The 17112-nt window shown below is 60.4% G+C and carries 16 protein-coding genes; 9 read left to right on the top strand and 7 right to left on the bottom strand.

Going from position 1 to position 17112, the window contains the following annotated elements:
- Window positions 1-213 precede the first annotated feature (213 nt).
- From KUIN1_RS23240 to KUIN1_RS23230, 3 genes are all read right to left on the bottom strand, one after another.
- A complete protein-coding gene (locus KUIN1_RS23240) occupies window positions 214-1587 on the bottom strand; it encodes a PepSY-associated TM helix domain-containing protein (RefSeq protein ID WP_103713569.1) in 1374 nt (457 codons plus the stop codon).
- Window positions 1588-1671: 84 nt separating this feature from the next.
- The gene (locus tag KUIN1_RS23235) at window positions 1672-2046 is read right to left on the bottom strand and encodes a DUF2946 domain-containing protein (RefSeq protein WP_218961543.1); all 375 of its coding nucleotides are present in this window, start codon (window positions 2044-2046) and stop codon (window positions 1672-1674) included.
- A 70-nt stretch (window positions 2047-2116) separates the two neighbouring features.
- Complete coding sequence (locus tag KUIN1_RS23230; RefSeq protein ID WP_058399220.1) at window positions 2117-2578, bottom strand: copper chaperone PCu(A)C; 462 nt, start codon at window positions 2576-2578, stop codon at window positions 2117-2119.
- Between the two features lie 142 nt (window positions 2579-2720).
- On the opposite strand from KUIN1_RS23230, the gene KUIN1_RS23225 reads away from it, so the two are divergent.
- Complete coding sequence (locus tag KUIN1_RS23225) at window positions 2721-3179, top strand: REP-associated tyrosine transposase (RefSeq protein ID WP_003400255.1); 459 nt, start codon at window positions 2721-2723, stop codon at window positions 3177-3179.
- 1517 nt (window positions 3180-4696) lie between these two features.
- On the opposite strand, the gene KUIN1_RS23210 is transcribed toward KUIN1_RS23225, so the two are convergent.
- The 4 genes from KUIN1_RS23210 to KUIN1_RS23190 all read right to left on the bottom strand — a co-directional run bounded on the left by KUIN1_RS23210 (window position 4697) and on the right by KUIN1_RS23190 (window position 9355).
- Window positions 4697-6048, bottom strand: a protein-coding gene (locus KUIN1_RS23210) for an IS3 family transposase (RefSeq protein ID WP_116892774.1) whose coding sequence is annotated in 2 segments (ribosomal slippage) — window positions 4697-5589 and window positions 5589-6048 — 1353 coding nt in all. Because the reading frame shifts where the segments join, the coding sequence is not laid out codon by codon here.
- A gap of 276 nt (window positions 6049-6324) precedes the next feature.
- On the bottom strand, window positions 6325-7044 hold the full coding sequence (locus KUIN1_RS23200; protein ID WP_116886176.1) for a cobalt-precorrin-6A reductase: 720 nt from the start codon (window positions 7042-7044) through the stop codon (window positions 6325-6327).
- Entirely contained in the window at window positions 7041-8153 is a 1113-nt protein-coding gene (locus KUIN1_RS23195; RefSeq protein ID WP_116886177.1) for a cobalt-precorrin-5B (C(1))-methyltransferase, read from the bottom strand. The genes KUIN1_RS23200 and KUIN1_RS23195 overlap by 4 nt, the downstream gene beginning before the upstream one ends.
- Complete coding sequence (locus KUIN1_RS23190; protein WP_003399675.1) at window positions 8153-9355, bottom strand: bifunctional cobalt-precorrin-7 (C(5))-methyltransferase/cobalt-precorrin-6B (C(15))-methyltransferase; 1203 nt, start codon at window positions 9353-9355, stop codon at window positions 8153-8155. Before KUIN1_RS23190 ends, KUIN1_RS23195 begins: the two co-directional genes overlap by 1 nt.
- A gap of 135 nt (window positions 9356-9490) precedes the next feature.
- Between KUIN1_RS23190 and cobG the strand changes: the two genes are divergently transcribed.
- From cobG to KUIN1_RS23150, 8 genes are all read left to right on the top strand, one after another.
- The gene (gene cobG / locus KUIN1_RS23185; RefSeq protein ID WP_152092314.1) at window positions 9491-10834 is read left to right on the top strand and encodes a precorrin-3B synthase; all 1344 of its coding nucleotides are present in this window, start codon (window positions 9491-9493) and stop codon (window positions 10832-10834) included.
- Window positions 10827-11453 carry a precorrin-8X methylmutase gene (locus tag KUIN1_RS23180; RefSeq protein WP_054091971.1) on the top strand — a complete coding sequence of 209 codons (627 nt, stop codon included), beginning with the start codon at window positions 10827-10829 and terminating at the stop codon, window positions 11451-11453. The genes cobG and KUIN1_RS23180 overlap by 8 nt, the downstream gene beginning before the upstream one ends.
- A complete protein-coding gene (locus KUIN1_RS23175) occupies window positions 11453-12184 on the top strand; it encodes a precorrin-2 C(20)-methyltransferase (RefSeq protein WP_003399679.1) in 732 nt (243 codons plus the stop codon). The genes KUIN1_RS23180 and KUIN1_RS23175 overlap by 1 nt, the downstream gene beginning before the upstream one ends.
- A complete protein-coding gene (cobJ, locus tag KUIN1_RS23170; RefSeq protein ID WP_103713571.1) occupies window positions 12184-13887 on the top strand; it encodes a precorrin-3B C(17)-methyltransferase in 1704 nt (567 codons plus the stop codon). Before KUIN1_RS23175 ends, cobJ begins: the two co-directional genes overlap by 1 nt.
- 348 nt (window positions 13888-14235) lie before the next feature.
- Window positions 14236-15051 (top strand): hypothetical protein, encoded by an 816-nt coding sequence (locus KUIN1_RS23165; RefSeq protein WP_011269013.1) that lies wholly within the window; start codon window positions 14236-14238, stop codon window positions 15049-15051.
- 58 nt (window positions 15052-15109) lie between these two features.
- The gene (locus KUIN1_RS23160) at window positions 15110-15808 is read left to right on the top strand and encodes a hypothetical protein (protein ID WP_011269012.1); all 699 of its coding nucleotides are present in this window, start codon (window positions 15110-15112) and stop codon (window positions 15806-15808) included.
- Window positions 15801-16436 (top strand): hypothetical protein, encoded by a 636-nt coding sequence (locus KUIN1_RS23155; RefSeq protein ID WP_103713572.1) that lies wholly within the window; start codon window positions 15801-15803, stop codon window positions 16434-16436. Before KUIN1_RS23160 ends, KUIN1_RS23155 begins: the two co-directional genes overlap by 8 nt.
- Before the next feature lie 35 nt (window positions 16437-16471).
- A complete protein-coding gene (locus tag KUIN1_RS23150; RefSeq protein WP_024652315.1) occupies window positions 16472-17107 on the top strand; it encodes a hypothetical protein in 636 nt (211 codons plus the stop codon).
- Window positions 17108-17112: the final 5 nt, after the last annotated feature.

Raw genomic sequence — 17112 nt, 5'->3', positions numbered from 1 at the left:
AGGCAATGGCCTGGCGGTTCATGTCATGTAGTCACGGTCGGTGCTGCGGGGATATCAGCCAGCGATGGTCGATGGCTGCGGCATCGGCTATCCGGTGGGTAGGACGTATAGGGGGGAGCAAGAGCAATTCAGGCAGGGCGAGGCCTGAAACCGGGTATGAGGAGGAATTCATCACAACGCCACTCAGTGGTTTCAGGCCCCGCAGGGAGCAATCTAAGCTGTTGTCGCCTGTTTGGCAAAGCGCGAAAGCACTATTCGATCAAGCACCCAGACAATGAGCATCGAAATGCCCACCAGAGGGAACACTGCGCCCAAGGCAATCATCACCACTGTCGCTGTTTTCCAGCGTGGCAGGTCGTGGCGCAAGGGCGGTACACCGAGCCCGCGCTGAGGTCGACGTTTCCACCAGATCACCAGGCCGCTGACCGAACTGAGCAACACCATCAGGCAAACCAGCAAGATAAGCAGCTGGTTGATCCAGCCGAAAAACTTGCCCTCATGCAGCATGACGCCCAACTCGGTAGCCTTGGACACCGTGCTGTAATCGACGTAGCGCACATCAGCCAGCACCTTGCCGGTGTATTGGTCGATATGCAGCGTCGCATCATCACGGGGGTCGTCGGCGAACACCGACACGGTAAACACGCCGTCAGCTGTCTTGGGCCGGGTGATGCTGTAGCCCGGCACGATGTCTCTGGCCCGCGCGATGTCGACCACTTTCTGCAAGGACACTGTTGGCGCTGCCGGTGCGCTGGACATGTGCATGTGGTCCATGTGCTCGGCGTGTTCGCCGGTCGAAACCGGCATCGGTGTGTTCTCCATTGCCCACGGCACGGTCTGCACGCTGGCATTGTTCAGCTCGCCAGCCTGCCTGTCGGACTTGGGGACGTCGGTCCACATGGCGGCCGGGAAGGTGTTCCACACCGCCGCGTATTGCTTGCCCCACAGACCGGTCCAGGTCATGCCGCTCAACAGCATGAACAGCAACAGCAAAGCGCCCCAGAAGCCGGTAACCGCGTGCAGATCACGCCACAGCACGCGCCCTTTGGCCGTCAGGCGCGGCCAGAAAACCCCAGCCGCCGAGCGACCGCGTGGCCACCATAGATAAAGGCCGGAAATCACCAGCACAACGCCCCAGCCTGCCGCCAGCTCGACAAGCCGGTCGCCCAGCGTGCCGATCATCAGCTCGCCGTGCAGTGCGCGGGCAACCGCCTGCAGGTTCTTTGTGGCGTCCTGGGTGCCAAGAATGTCGCCGCGATAGGGGTCGATGAAGACATTCAGCTCCCGTCCCTGCTCGCTGACGACAAACTGCGCACTGCCCTCGGTGCTGGTCGGCGGGAAATACTTGCCGACCGTGGCGTGTGGATAAGTACTCAGCACGCGCTGTTGCAACACGTCGGCAGTCAGGCGGTGCTCGGCCGGCGCGACGTTCAGCAGATCGCTGTACATCAGGTTATCCAGTTGCGGCTTGAACAGGTAAATGATGCCGGTCAGCGACAACAGGATCATGAACGGCGCGACGAACAGTCCCGCGTAGAAATGCCATCGCCAGGCAAGGTTGTAAAAAGAGACATCAGGTTTGGACACGTCAAACGCTCCCCAATAGGGACAACACAGCACGAACGGCGCGCAGCAGTGAGCCGCGCGCCCTCGTGAAATCTTTTTTTCGGCTTATGCGGTGATGAGCGCTGGTGGTGCCCGGCTTCGAGCATTGGGGAAGATGGCGTTGCGGGCATGCCCCGGCAAGGGCAGCAGGGCGAAAAAGTCAGCGGGTCCGGGTGGCGGGGCGGCGACCAGTTGAAGGACATGGGGCAATGCCGGGCAACTGAACAGCAGTGTGCAATAGCCACATTTTGCCCACAGCGCGTGATCGCTCATACCGGCGTCGGCAGGCATCGCATGCTCGCTGCCATGCTGGGCGTGACCATCGGCCGGCATGTCCATGCCGGCTGGCATGGACATCGACATGCCGGCGTGATGATCCATCGGCATCGACTGGGAAACCAGTGGACCGATAAAGATCATCAACATGGCAAACAGACTCAGCCAGGCTCCCCGGTTATTACGAGGGGCTGATCTGTCGCGACGGCATGCGCTGCTCACTCGGGAAGGCTACTCAGTGCTGGTGCTCCGAAGCCTGCTTTTGTACCACGACCTGCACCTCGATATCCCCCGCCTTTTCGAAATGCAGGGTCATCGGGAAGCGCTGGCCGACCACCAGCTTCGAACGGTCCTTGATGTCCAGCAGCATCACGTGCCAGGCCATGGGTGCGAAAACCACCTTCGCGCCAGGCGGTATGTCGACCGCCTGCACGTGCTGCATCTTCATCAGCCCGTCGGCGTGTACATGCTCATGCAACTGCGCCTGTCCGGCGATGGGCGTGTCGACGCCGATCAAGCGGTCGGCGCTGTCACCCTTGTTCTCGAGGGTGAAATAGGCCGCCACGGTTGGTGCATTGGGCGGCAGCTCCATTGACCACGGATGGCCGATCAGCAATGGCCCTGCCTTGTACTCATGGGCGTGGACGAGGCAGGCTGGCAGCAGCAGTGCGGCCAGCAGCAGTGCTTGTTTGAGCATGAGGGATTCTCCGGGGGATTCGATGAAGGAGTGAAAGGTAGCTCAACTGGAAGTCCGAAACACCTGGGCAAACCTTTGAGCGCCGCTGAGTGAGCCCGTTTCGTAGAGTCGTTCCCCGGCACGCAGCCATAAGGTGATGAGGATGAATCAGAGATCACAATCACATCGTTTACGCTTGGGGCGATTCTCCGGTACCGGCCAGATTTATTTGGTCACCGCAAAAACATTCCAGAGAACTCCTGTCTTTTCCGATTGGCGCATGGGGCGTCTGTTGGTGGATGAGCTTCGACATGTTCAGGCGCAGCAACTGGCCGATTCATTAGCCTGGGTTGTAATGCCCGACCACATTCACTGGCTACTGCAGTTGAATAGCCACTCATTATCCAGCGTTGTACAGCGCGTTAAATCGAAAAGCGCGATCGCCATCAACAGAGCCAGAGGCTGCAGTGGACCTTTTTGGCAAAGCGGATTCCACGACGTCAGCATCCGCACTGAAGAAAGCCTTTTGGATTTTGCCCGTTATATCGTTGCCAATCCTGTTCGAGCCAACCTGGTCAAAAGCGTACGCGATTATCCCTTATGGGACGCAATTTGGCTGTGAAAAACCGGCCTCTTCGTGAGCAAGCTCACTCCCACAGGTCCAGAGTTTTTTCGAGGAATGTGGATAACTCCCACAGGGCTGGTGTGTTTCAAGTCATGTAGATGTTCATGCGGCATCGCTGACCTTGTGGGAGCGAGCTTGCTCGCGAAGGCGGATTAGCAGATCAACAGATTTTCAGCGACTGCCCCGGCCTCTTCGTGAGCAAGCTCACTCCCACAGGGCCGGGGTGTTTCAAGCCCTGTGGATCACTCCCGCAGGTCGGTGGTGTTTTCGAGCCACGTAGATGTTCTGCAGCAGCGCTGATCTTTTGGGAGCGAGCTTGCTCGCGAAGGCGTAGTCACGGATATATAGATTTTCAGCGACTGCCCCGGCCTCTTCGTGAGCAAGCTCACTCCCACAGGTCCGGCGTGTTTTCAAGCCCTGTGGATCACTCCCGCAGGTCGGGGGTGCTTTCGAGCCACGTAGATGTTCTGCAGCAGCGCTGATCTTGTGGGAGCGAGCTTGCTCGCGAAGGCGTAGTCACGGATATATAGATTTTCAGCGACTGCCCCGGCCTCTTCGTGAGCAAGCTCACTCCCACAGGTCCAGAGTTTTTTCGAGGAATGTGGATAACTCCCACAGGGCTGGTGTGTTTCAAGTCATGTAGATGTTCATGCGGCATCGCTGACCTTGTGGGAGCGAGCTTGCTCGCGAAGGCGTAGTCACGGATATATAGATTTTCAGCGACTGCCCTGGCCTCTTCGTGAGCAAGCTCATTCCCACAGGTCCGGCGTGTTTTCAAGCCCTGTGGATCACTCCCGCAGGTCGATGGTGTTTTCGAGCCACGTAGATGTTCTGCAGCAGCGCTGATCTTGTGGGAGCTTGCTCGCGAAGGCGGATTAGCAGATCAACAGATTTTCAGCGACTGCACCGGCCTTTTCATGAGCAAGCTCACTCCCACAGGTCCGGCGTGTTTTCAAGCCCTGTGGGTCACTCCCGCAGGTCGGTGGTGTTTTCGAGCCACGTAAATGTTCTGCAGCAGCGCTGATCTTGTGGGAGCGAGCTTGCTCGCGAAGGCGTAGTCACGGATATATAGATTTTCAGCGACTGCCCCGGCCTTTTCGTGAGCAAGCTCACTCCCACAGGTCCAGAGTTTTTTCGAGGAATGTGGATAACTCCCACAGGGCTGGGGTGTTTCAAGTCATGTAGATGTTCATGCGGCATCGCTGACCTTGTGGGAGCGAGCTTGCTCGCGAAGGCGTAGTCACGGATATATAGATTTTCAGCGACTGCCCCGGCCTCTTCGTGAGCAAGCTCACTCCCACAGGGCCGGGGTGTTTCAAGCCATGTTGATCACTCCCGCAGGTCGGTGGTGTTTTCGAGCCACGTAGATGTTCTGCAGCAGCGCTGATCTTGTGGGAGCGAGCTTGCTCGCGAAGGGGGAGTCACGGATATATAGATTTTCAGCGACTGCCCCGGCCTCTTCGTGAGCAAGCTCACTCCCACAGGGTGGACTGCCCCCCGAAAGTTGGACAGCTTTAGCTCGCCGCCTGAGCCCTGTATTTTACGGGGCTCAAGCCGTTTAGCTTCAGCTTGATGCGGTCATGGTTGTAGTAGCGGATGTACTCATCCAGACCTGCCTTCAGCTCTTCTATGCTTTCAAATCGTTTCAAATAGAAAAACTCGGACTTCAGCGTACCAAAGAAGCTTTCCATTGCGGCATTGTCCAGGCAATTTCCCTTACGAGACATGCTTTGCTTTACACCCTTTACCGCCAGTTTCTGACGGTACTGCGCGTGTTGATACTGCCAGCCCTGATCCGAGTGCATCACAAGCTTCGGCTCGTCCTGCAACTGCTGGAGAGCCTTGTCCAGCATATTGGTGACCAGCTCAAAGCACGGCCTGGTAGACACTTCGTACGCCACGATCTCACCGTTGTACAGGTCCATCACGGGCGAGAGATACAGCTTTCGATTGGCCACTTTAAACTCGGTCACATCGGTCACCCATTTCTGGTTCGGGCGTTGCGCCGTGAACTTGCGCTCCAGCAAATTCGGCGCAATTTTCCCGACGGTGCCCTTATAGGAGCGGTACTTCTTGGGTCGCACAACTGATCTCAGGCCCAGTTCAGCCATCAATCGCTCCACAACCTTCTTGTTGACCAACGTGCCTGAGTTGCGAATGACCGCCGTGATACGCCGAGCCCCATAAAGACCTCTCTCCTCGTGATAAACACGCTCTATCTCCTGCTTCAGAGCTGCATCTGGATCGGGTCTGGATTGCACCTGAGCCTGATAGTAAAACGTGCTGCGCGCCAGGCCCGCCAGCGTCAGAAGGGCGCACATCGGAAACCGGTTCCTCAGTTGTTTGACGATCAGGGCTTTTTCTTTTGCCGTCGTTGCTGCTCCTTCAACTCTTCCAACTTTTTTAGGTAAGCGTTCTCCATGCGCAGGTATTCAAGCTCGGCCATTAACTGGTCGCGTGTCTTGTGCGTATCGTCAGCGGTTACGGGTTCGGTGGGATAAGGCTTCTTGGGCATGGCAGCAGGCTTTCTTCTTGTGGGAACACGCGGGGCTAGACCGTCACTGTAATGCTGCTGTTCCCAAATGACTATTTGGCCAGGATCACCAATACCAAAATGCGCTGCGGTCTGGCGAAGCGACAGCCCGTGCTCGCGCTTGTGCTCAAGCACTGAGCGTTTGAAGGCTTTACTGTACCGAAGACCAGGCTTGCGATGGCCTGTGTGCCCATGGCTCTTGTAATTGGCGACCCAGCGTCGAAGCAGGCTGAAATCGATCGAGAACTGACTGGCCACCTTACGAAAGCCGATGTTGCCTTCAAGGTACGCTTTGACGACGGTGAGTTTGAATTGCTCTGAATACTTGGCCATTTGAACACCCCCATTAGGTCGGATTGGTGTCCAACTTCTTGGGGGCAGTCCAGGGCCGGGGTGTTTCAAGCCATGTTGATCACTCCCGCAGGGCTGGGGTGTTTCAAGTCATGTAGATGTTCATGCGGCAGCGCTGATCTTGTGGGAGCGAGCTTGCTCGCGAAGGCGTAGTCACGGATATATAGATTTTCAGCGACTGCACCGGCCTCTTCGTGAGCAAGCTCACTCCCACAGGGTCGGGGTGTTTTCAGAATTTTCATGAGGACTGACGGCTCATTAATCCAGCCCCAAGGCCTCCAGCACCTCATCCACGCCCCAGAACAGCCGGTCGACGTCAGGCAACTGCGGGCGTTTGAGGATCAGGACGGGCAGGCCGCGTTCGCGGGCGACATCCAGTTTGGGTTCGGTGGAGCTGCTGCCGCTGTTTTTGCTGATCAGTACGTCGATGCGGCGCTGTTCGAACAACTGGCGTTCGTCTTCCAGCATGAAGGGGCCGCGTGCGCCGATCACTTCGCAGCGTTCGTTGCCGGGGTAGTCGTCCAGTGCCCGGAGTGTCCAGAACTGGTGCGGGGGGATTTCGTTCAGGTGCTGCAAGGGCTCACGACCCAGCGTGAACAGCGGGCGCTTGAAGGGGAGCAAGGCAGAGGCCAGTTCTGACCAGTCAGCCACTTCACGCCAGTCATCCCCCGGACCTGCCTGCCACGCGGTGCGGCGCAAGGCCCAGCAGGGAATGCCCGCCAGCCTGGCCGCACGCGCTGCGTTGTGGCTGATCTGCGCGGCGTAGGGATGGGTTGCGTCCAGCAGCAGGTCGACGCCCTGTTCGCCCATGTACTGCGCCATGCCCTCGGCGCCGCCATAACCGCCGACCTTCAATTGGCAGGCCAGATCCGACGGCACCCGGCCCACGCCCGCCAGGCTGTAGATGTGCTCAGGCCCGAGCCTTCGCGCAATGGCCAGCGCCTCGGTAATGCCGCCCAGCAGCAGGATACGTTTCATGTCGCTTCTCTCTGTGAGTCAACGCCAGCCTGACCCACCAGCCCGCCTTGACGATCAATTGCGAAAACCTCCACCTGAACGCTCGCAGGCACGATGCTGCGCGCGAAATTCAGCGCGTGGCGACACACTTCGTCACCCAGTGGCACACCCGCCGCAGCACTCATCGCCAGCGCTTGCTGACTGGTGTTGGCTGCAAGGATCTGCTGTTGCAGACCTGCATCCGCGCCGACATCCGCAGCCCAGTGCGCCAGCTGTGGCAGGTCGATGCTGGAATGGCGGCTGTGCAGGTCCATATGGCCGGCGGCCAGCTTGCTGATCTTGCCGAAGCCGCCGCACACGCTCAACTTATCCACAGACACCTTGCGCAAGTGCTTGAGCACGGCACCGACGAAGTCGCCCATCTCGATCAGGGCGATATCGGGGATTTTGTACACGCGGCGCATGGTGTCTTCGCTGGCATTGCCGGTGCAGGCGGCGATATGCCGATAGCCGTTGGTGGTAGCAACATCGATACCTTGGTGGATCGAGGCGATATAAGCCGCGCAGGAGAACGGCCGGACAATCCCGCTGGTGCCGAGAATCGACAGTCCGCCGAGAATGCCCAGGCGCGGGTTCATGGTCTTGAGCGCCAGCGCCTCGCCGCCCTCGATGCCGATCGTTACTTCGAATCCGCCGCTGTAGCCTTGTTCTTCGGCCAGTTGCAGCAAATGCTCGGTCATCATGCGCCGGGGCACCGGGTTGATGGCCGGCTCACCCACTGCCAGCACCAGCCCGGGGCGGGTCACGGTGCCGACACCTGCGCCTGCCAAGAAGCGTACGCCCGCTGCCGCTTGCAGCCTGACGCGGGCAAACACCAGCGCGCCGTGGGTGACATCCGGATCGTCGCCGGCATCCTTGAGGGTGGCGGCTTCCGCGAAGTTATCCACAAGCCGGCAGAATTCCAGACGCATCTGCACCTGCTTACCCTTGGGCAGGACGATGTCCACCGCATCGCTGACTTGCCCGCAGAGCAACAACCGCGCCGCCGCGAGGCTGGTCGCGGTCGCACAGCTGCCAGTGGTCAGGCCACTGCGCAGTGGCGCAGGTTGTTCGGCGGTTTCCTCGCGCATCAGGGTTTGACTACGTCCAGCAGAGTGATCGGCAACGCCTGACGCCACGTGTCGAATTCGCCAAGGGGCTGCGCGTGGGCGACGTGGATACGGGTCAGCTCGCCGCCATGCCGTTCGCGCCAGGCCATCAAGGCCGTTTCGCTTTGCAGGGTGACCGCATTGGCGACCAGTCGGCCACCCGGACGCAGTTGTTCCCAGCAGGTTTCCAGCACGCCGATACGCGTCACGCCACCGCCGATGAAAATCGCATCCGGGCGCTCCAGACCGCTCAATGCCTGAGGCGCGCTGCCCCGCACCAGTTGCAGGCCGGGTACGCCGAGTGCGTCGCGGTTGAATTCGATCAGTTGCTGGCGGCCTTCATCGGCTTCGATGGCCATCGCCCGGCAGGTCGGGTGCGCGCGCATCCATTCGATGCCGATGGAGCCGCAGCCCGCGCCGACATCCCACAACAGTTCGCCCGGCAGCGGTGCAAGGCGGGCGAGGGTGATGGCGCGTACGTCGCGCTTGGTGAGCTGGCCGTCATGTTCGAAGGCGCTGTCCGGCAGACCTGAAACGGGGCTCAGACGGATGGCGCTGGCATCGGCGCGACAATCGATGGCAACCAGGTTCAGCGCGGCGATCTCGGGGTTGCCCCACTCGCTGGCCAGCCCTTCGACGCGCCGTTCGGCTTCGCCACCCAGATGCTCCAGGACGGTCATGCGGCTTGGACCAAAGCCGCGCTCGCGCAACAAACCGGCAATCACGGCGGGGCTGCTGCCGTCGTTGCTCAACACCAGCAGACGCATGCCATGGTGGAAGTGCGCGTTCAGCGCGGCCACCGGCCGGGCAACCACCGACAGGGTGACGACGTCCTGCAGGGGCCAGCCGAGGCGGGCGGCGGCCAGAGAATAAGAGGAGGGCGCAGGCAGAATACGCATTTCGTCAATGCTGACCACGCGTGCAAGACTGGCGCCGACGCCGAACATCATCGGGTCGCCACTGGCCAGCACGCAGATCTCGGCACCGCGCTGCTCGAGCACAGGGTTCAACGAGAAAGGGCTGGGCCACGCACGTCGCTCGGCGCGAATGCACGGCGGCAGCAACGCCAGTTGGCGCGGGCCGCCGAACACCTGATCAGCATGCAGCAGCGCGTGTCTGGCGTTCTTGCCGAGCCCCTTGTAACCGTCTTCTCCGATTCCCACGACTGTCAGCCACGGCGACATGTACCTACCTCAATCCGAACTTCCGACAGAGCGCCTTTTCATGCCTGCGGACAAAGCAGGCATAATACCGCGCCCGACGGGGTACAAGTGCTCTAATCAACGTCCGTTTCCAGCCAGTTCACATCGGGTGACCCATTGAACGAGCAGCAGTCCGCTCGCACATCCTCTGCAACGCTACGCCCCTCGGCCTGTCCGGGGTTGCTGCGTATCGTCCCGGCACTGGACGGCGGGATCTGCCGGATCAAGCTGGCGGGCGGGGTGATCAGCAGTGCGCAGGCTATGGCCGTTGCCGAGGCCGCGCGCACGTACGCACAGGGGGTTATCGAAGCCACCAACCGCGGCAACCTGCAGATTCGCGGCATTGGTGCCGATCATGACGGGTTGATCGGTGCCTTGATGGCGGCAGGGCTCGGCCCCGCCAACCCGGCCAGCGACGATGTGCGCAACCTGATGCTCAGCCCGACGGCCGGGCTGGACTCGCAGATGCTCTTCGATGCCCGGCCGCTGGCAGCGCAGATTCTCGACGCGCTGGAACATCACCCGCGTTTTCATGAGCTGTCACCCAAGTTCGCCTTGTCGCTGGATGCTGGTGAAGCGCTGGTCATGCTCGAACACCCGCACGACGTGTGGCTGTCGGCGCTGAAACTCGACGACGAAGTGCTGCTGGCGTTCGGCCTGGCCGGCTGCCCGGCCCATGACCGACCGCTGGCCGCTGTCCCTCTAGCCGAAGGGAAAATGCTGGTTGTCGCACTGCTGGAGCTGTTTCTCGACCTGGCCCGTCCCGAGTACACCCGGATGCGGCACCTGCTGGCCGAGGTATCGACCGACGATATGCTGCGTGAGCTGTCGGCCCGGTCCGCCTGCACAGTGCGGACCGATAAGGCGATCACCGATTGGCAGCGTCCGGCCATTCAGGGCACTCGGCATATCGGTGTTTATCCACAGGCCCAGCCTGATCAGGTTGCGGTGGGCGCTGCAGTACCGTTGGGGCGTCTCGATGCGGCGATGCTTTGCAGCGTGGCGCAACTGGCTGCGGATCAGGGCGACGGCACGCTGCGCCTGACGCCCTGGCAAAGCCTGTTGCTGCCCAACGTGCCGGTCGAGCGCGCGGCAGCGGTGCTGGACGAGTTGCAGGCATCCAGCTTCGCAGGTTCTGCCGAGCAACCGCTGGCGCAGATGCTCGCCTGTACCGGTTCTGCCGGATGCGCCAAGGGGCTGGCCGACACCAAGGCCGACGCCCTGCAACTGGCTGCGGCACTTGATACCGGCCAGGCTATTCACTTGAGCGGCTGCACGCGTTCCTGCGCCGCCGCCCACGTAGCGCCAGTGACCTTGCTGGCTGTCGCGCCGGGCCGTTACGATCTTTATTTTCGCGATGCAGCGCATGCCGGTTTCGGCGTGCTGCGCGCGCGCAACCTTACTATTGAAGCAGTCGGCGCGCAGTTGAACGCCGGCTCACGGAGCAACATGCATGATTGATTACATCCGCGATGGTCAGGAGATATATCGCAACTCTTTCTCGATCATTCGCGCCGAAGCGCGTCTTGACACGATCCCTGCCGACCTGGAAAAACTCGCCGTGCGCGTGATCCATGCCTGCGGGATGGTCGAAGTCATCGAAGACCTGCGCTTCTCGCCGGGTGCCGGTACCGCCGGGCGCAACGCTCTGGCCGCCGGAGCGCCGATCCTGTGTGATGCGCGCATGGTTTCCGAAGGCATCACCCGCACCCGGCTGCCCGCCAATAACCCGATCATCTGCACCCTGCATGACGAAGGCGTGCGGGAAATGGCCCTGGAGTTGGGCAATACGCGTTCTGCGGTGGCGCTTGAGCTGTGGCGTCCGCACCTGGAAGGCAGCGTGGTGGTCATCGGCAACGCGCCGACCGCGCTGTTCTATCTGTTGGAAATGCTCGATGCCGGTGCGCCCAAACCTGCACTGATTCTCGGCTTTCCGGTCGGCTTTGTCGGCGCCGCCGAGTCCAAGTCGATGCTCGCCGCCGATAGCCGCGGCGTGCCGTTCGTGATCATGCAGGGCCGTCGTGGCGGCAGCGCCATGGCCGTGGCCGCTGTCAACGCACTGGCCACGGAGATCGAATGATGCAGGCACGCGGTCGATTGATTGGCCTGGGCGTCGGTCCTGGCGATCCGGAGCTGATCACCGTCAAGGCCCTGCGCCTGCTGCGCGAGTCGCCGGTGGTGGCGTATTTCGTGGCCAAGGGCAAAAAGGGCAACGCCTTCGGCATCATCGAAGCGCATCTGCAGGACGTTCAGACCCTGATGCCGCTGGTCTACCCGGTCACTACCGAGGCATTGCCGGCGACACTGTCCTACGAAAAGCTCATCAGCGACTTCTACGACGAATCCAGCCGGCACATCGCCGCACACCTGGACGCCGGACGCGACGTGGCGGTGATCTGCGAAGGCGATCCGTTTTTCTATGGCTCCTACATGTACCTGCACGATCGTCTGGCCGAGCACTACGACGCTGAAGTGATTCCGGGCGTGTGCTCGATGCTCGGCGGCGCTTCGGTGCTGGGCGCGCCGCTGGTGTATCGCAATCAGAGCCTGTCGGTGCTGTCCGGTGTGCTGCCCCACGATGACCTGAAACGCAAGCTGGCCGATGCCGACGCGGCGGTGATCATGAAACTGGGGCGCAACTTCCACAAGGTCCGCGAGGTGCTGACCGAACTGGGGATGGCCGGGCGCGCGCTGTATGTCGAGCGCGCCACGATGAGCAACCAGAAAATCGTCCCGCTGGATCAGGTCGACCCGATGTCTTCGCCGTATTTTTCGCTGATTATCGTCCCGGGCGACAGGTGGCAAGGCTGATGACCTCCATGACTCCGGCCATCGTCATTCTCGGCAATGGCAGCCTTGCTACCGCGCGGCGTATTCAACAACTGTTTCCCGATGCGCTGATTCATGGCCTGGCCGAGCGCGTGCAGGGAGCCGACCGCGCTTACAGCGACTTCGGCGCGACGTTGCGTCAGTTGTATCAACAGAACACGCCGATTATCGCCCTTTGCGCGGCCGGTATCGTTATCCGCACCCTGGCCGCCGTGTTGCTGGAGAAGGGCGCCGAACCGCCGGTGCTTGCCGTGGCCGAAGACGGCAGCGCGGTGGTGCCGCTGCTTGGCGGTCTGGGCGGGGTGAATGTCCTGGCGCGCAGCATCGCCAGCGGGCTTGGCGTTGCGCCGGCGATCACCACCAGCGGCGAGCTGCGTTTCGGCACCTGCCTGCTCAACCCGCCAAGCGGCTATGCACTGGGCGATCTGGAGCTGGGCAAGCGTTTCGTTTCCGACCTGCTGTCCGGCGAACCCGTGCGCATCGAGGGTGAAGCCCCCTGGCTGGCTCAGGCGCAACTGCCCGAAGATCCACAGGCGGCGCTGGCCATTCATGTCGGCAGTGCCCTGCGCGATCCTTCGCCCCATGAATTGCTGATCTACCCACGTAACGTGCTGGTGGCGGTGACTGAGCTCACCGACGAACTGGCTGAGCACGTGCGCTCGGCCCTGCGTGAGGCACGTATCGCCGGGCAGTCCTTGGCCTGTATGTTGGCGGCCGAGGAGCAGATGGCCAATCCGCACCTGCACAAGGCTGCCGCCGAGCTGGACGTTGCGGTGCGATTCGTCAGCGCCGCTGCGGCCGGCGAGATGGCCATGAAGGCTGTGCCGCAGCTGTTGCCACCGCTCTGCGTCGATGCCCACACCGCGATTGCCGTCGCGGCGCAACCGCTGGAGGTGCAGAGCATCGGCCGCGGGCGTGGCCGCGTTGCAGTCATTGGTCTGGGTCCTGGCGCAGCAGACCTGATGGTGCCTGCGGTCAAGGCCGAACTGGCACGTGCCAATGATGTGCTGGGCTATGAAACCTACGTGCGCATGGCGGGGCCGTTTCGCGCTGATCAGGTACTGCACTGCACTGACAATCGTGAAGAAATGCAGCGTGCCCGACATGCCTTCGAACTGGCTGCTCAAGGCCGCTCGGTGGTCGTGGTGTCGTCCGGTGATCCGGGGGTTTTCGCCATGGCTTCAGCGGTGCTTGAAGCGTTGCATGCGTCGGATAATCCTCACTGGCATGCGGTCGAGCTGGAAATTCTGCCCGGTGTCTCGGCCTCTCTGGCCACCGCAGCCCAGGCCGGTGCGCCATTGGGGCATGATTTCTGTGTGCTGTCGCTGTCCGACAACCTCAAGCCCTGGGACATCATCGAAAAGCGTCTGGACCTCGCCTGCCAGGCCGATCTGGCGCTGGCGTTCTACAACCCGATATCCCGCTCCCGGCCCTGGCAACTGGGGCGTGCGCTGGAGATTGTCCGCCAGCATCGCATCCCTGAAACCCCCGTGACGCTGGGGCGCGATATCGGCCGTCCCGGGCAGACATTGAGGGTTATCACGCTGGGCGAATTGACCCCGGAACAGGTGGACATGCGCACCATGGTGTTGATCGGCTCTTCCCTGACGTGCACCTTTCCTCGCCACGAAGGCGGCAACTGGGTCTATACGCCGCGTTGGTACGGCAACAAGCCTACAGCGTGACCGCGCCCGCGTGTCATACCTGCAGCTCTCTATCGCGGGAAAGTGCTGAAGTGTCGATGTCACTTCAAGCCTGTGGGCCTGTGTATCGGCTCACAGGCCTGAGCGAATCGGCGCTCTCCAACCTGCGTCGGCCGTAGTCCGATTCCAGAAACCTCCCGGGAATGTTCGCTCACCTGCGGTATACCGGGAGGCAGGCGGCGGGTCGAATTTTGTTCTGCGTATCGAGCGCAACCGCCAGGTGCCTGGAAGGCATCAGAGGACAACCGGAAAGCGCCGAAAAAACGGCCTGAGTTATTTCGTTAGTCTCGATTCAGTCCATCAGGACTCATGAATTAAAGGACTAATGAAATGACACAGGAAAAAACCATGAACAGCACTGACAACCTCGATTACATCGCCGCCTGCGAGCTGGCTGAATGCCCTCCTTTGTTGGCCGCCTATGCGGCCGCAGCAACCCCCGGGTTACTTGAGGCACGTGACGTCACTGACGCAAACTCCGGCAATGAAGGCGCGGTGGTCGCAGGCAGTCTGCTGGCATTTGCCAGCGGTATCTCGGCGCAGAGCAAGCAGGACGTCATGAATTCCTTTCTGTTCGCCACCCTCGTGGCCAACAAGGCGTTCAGCTCTGAAACCCAGGGCGATCAGTGGTATGACAAATTCAACGAAGTGCTCTCGAAGGTGGGCTGGCTTTCCACCCAGTGGAGCTATGCGCGCTATCGTGCTACCCAGCAGCGTTTCACCATGGACGAAGTCGGTCTGGAAATCCTCGGTTCGGCCATTACAGCTGCCGCGTTGCCCGGACCTGCATCGCTGCTGATGCTCAAGGTGGCTGCAGATGCCATCGCCGCGTTGAAAGCCAAAAAAGAACCCCTGCGCCTGTTCGAGAACCAGACCAAGTCACACCGTGGCGGCAGCTTCCGTATCGCCTCCTGTATCGAATCCGAGGACAACATTGTGAGTCTGGCTATGGCAGCAGTCAGTTTTCAGGCTGACAGCGACGTCACCAACGTGCTGTTCTGGGAGTGGCAGGACACCAGTGTCCAGACCTGGAAAGGCGAGGACAGCCTGTTGCTCAACACGGCTCTGTATGCGCGCCATCGCGACCTGATCCAGCAACGGCTGGATGATAACGCCAGTCGTGCGATCGCAGAGTTCGACATCTGATCGGAGTGTTGGCGGAGGTACGTGCTACCTCCGCTTCCGGGATAAAAGGAATTTTCCCATGAAGCAGGAATTGGATGCCGTAGTCGTCAATGCGGGTTGTTTGATGTTTTTCCCCGAGCCGCAGCCGGTCTCCCTGAAAAACGATGTGCTGGACTCGATGCTGTACGTGCAGTTGGCCGCATCGAAGCAACACTCAAAGTTTGCCGAACCCGAAAAATGGAATGAAACCCGTCTCGCCGCAGCGCAGCGTTTCGGCTGGTTGCCGAGTGCCAACGAACATGTCAGCCAGCCTTTGCCGGCAGAGTCTGCCGAAACGGTATGGAGTTGCATGGCGCGCGCGCTTGCACCCTTCGTGTCAGCCGACACTCTGCTGCAGGCAGAGTCGTTCATGCGCAGGGTGGGCAATCAGTCCGTCGGCAGCGAAGCGCTTGATCTGCTGCGCAGTCAGAGCGTACAGAGCGGTTTGAATCACGCAGGAAGATTGCAGGTCAGCGTGGTTCTGCAAATGGCGTTCGTCGACACCCGGCAGAACCTGAAGCTGGCGCAGTTTCAGTTCGCCACGCGTCAGCCGTTGCCATCCGCTTTTCTTTTCGAGGTCATCGAGCCAAAGAATATCTACGGCAACATCGCTGTGACCGTCTATGCGATGCAACTGTTCGAACAGGTCTATTCACAGTTTCGCGATGGCATCGATACCGCGCTGTCGAGCAAGCGCGCTGGTCTGATCATGTCGCTTGGGGGCAGTCCTGATGTCTGATCCGAATGAAGCCCTGTTGACCGGTGCCAGCCTGCTGTCCTTCGCCGACAATGTCGAACCTGATTTGCGCCAGGACATAATCGATTGTCTGCACCATGCCAAACTGGTCGCAGATGATCGCCATTCTTTCAGGGGAAACTGGCGTGCATGGCTGGATGTTTACCAGCGCTCGATTGCCGCCACGGGCGGTTCGCATGGCGCCGGGATCAACGATGCGCGTTTGAAGATTCACAGTTTCAGTGACATTGGCAGCTTGCAGCTTCCAGTGTTCGATAATGCTGGCGAGCTTCGCCAGCTATATCGCAGTTCGCTCGACAGGCTACTGAGCAGTGATCATGCGAAGACGTTTTTCAGCAGTTGGTTTACGTCCGGACGTTCTGAAAGCGTTCAACTCATACCGTGTTCAATGCACAGCGAAGACGAGGTAACGATCCTGTTGTGCAGCCTGCAGATGACGACCATAGCGTTGAGACCCGCGCTTTATTTTTGGCAGGTTCTTGGCGGAGAAATGCAGGTGCATGTCGTTGGTACTGCATTCCGCTTCAGTCGCCAGAGCTTCGAGCCTTTTCGCCAGGTTGTGCAGGACACCCTGGCTGATCGTGCCGCAGCCGAAATCATCAGTCTTTAGCAATCTGGACAAGCCCATGGAAGGGAGTAACGCAAATGAGTGCAGACACAGGCAATGCGGCCTATCTGGGCACTATCCCCAGTATGGTAGCGTTCCTGCCCGGGCTTGCGAGCGAGGAGCGCACGGATATTCAGAACGTGCTTCTGGACGCCCAGTTGTTCGCAGACAGGCAGTTTGATTTCAAGGCCCAATGGGGCAGCTGGATGCATTACTACCGCAGCCGCCTCAAGGCGCGCGGTATACAGCAAAAGGGTGTGGTCCTGGGTGACTCACTGGTGGTGAGCAGTGCCGACGATTTGTTGGACGCGACGTTCAAGGTCAGCCATCCTGCGGACCGCAAACGTCTTGGCGGCCTGGTGCAGCGCGCTGTCGCAGCGTTGGGAGTGAATCAGGCAGCAGAGTCGTACTTTCAAAACGGCTTCGATCAGGGACGTCTGGGCAGTTTTCAGGTCGTGCCCTGCGAAAAGTATGAACCTGATCGAGTCCTTCTGTTGTTGTGCAGTCTGCATCTCAGCGTGGACGAGTATGCGGCAGGTAGCCGACGGCTGCTGTTTCACTTCAAAGGTGGCAGTTACACGTTTGACAGTAAGGCGTATGCAGCACACCGTGACGAGGTGATGGATTATCTGGACGGCAGGGCGCAGGGGCTGGTGCGCGCTGCAAGTATCTGAATCCG

This window comes from Pseudomonas sp. KUIN-1 (assembly GCF_009176725.1).
Taxonomy (GTDB): domain Bacteria; phylum Pseudomonadota; class Gammaproteobacteria; order Pseudomonadales; family Pseudomonadaceae; genus Aquipseudomonas; species Aquipseudomonas fragariae.
Note: the sequence above shows the minus strand (reverse complement) of the source record. Positions and strands in the feature narration are given on the sequence as shown.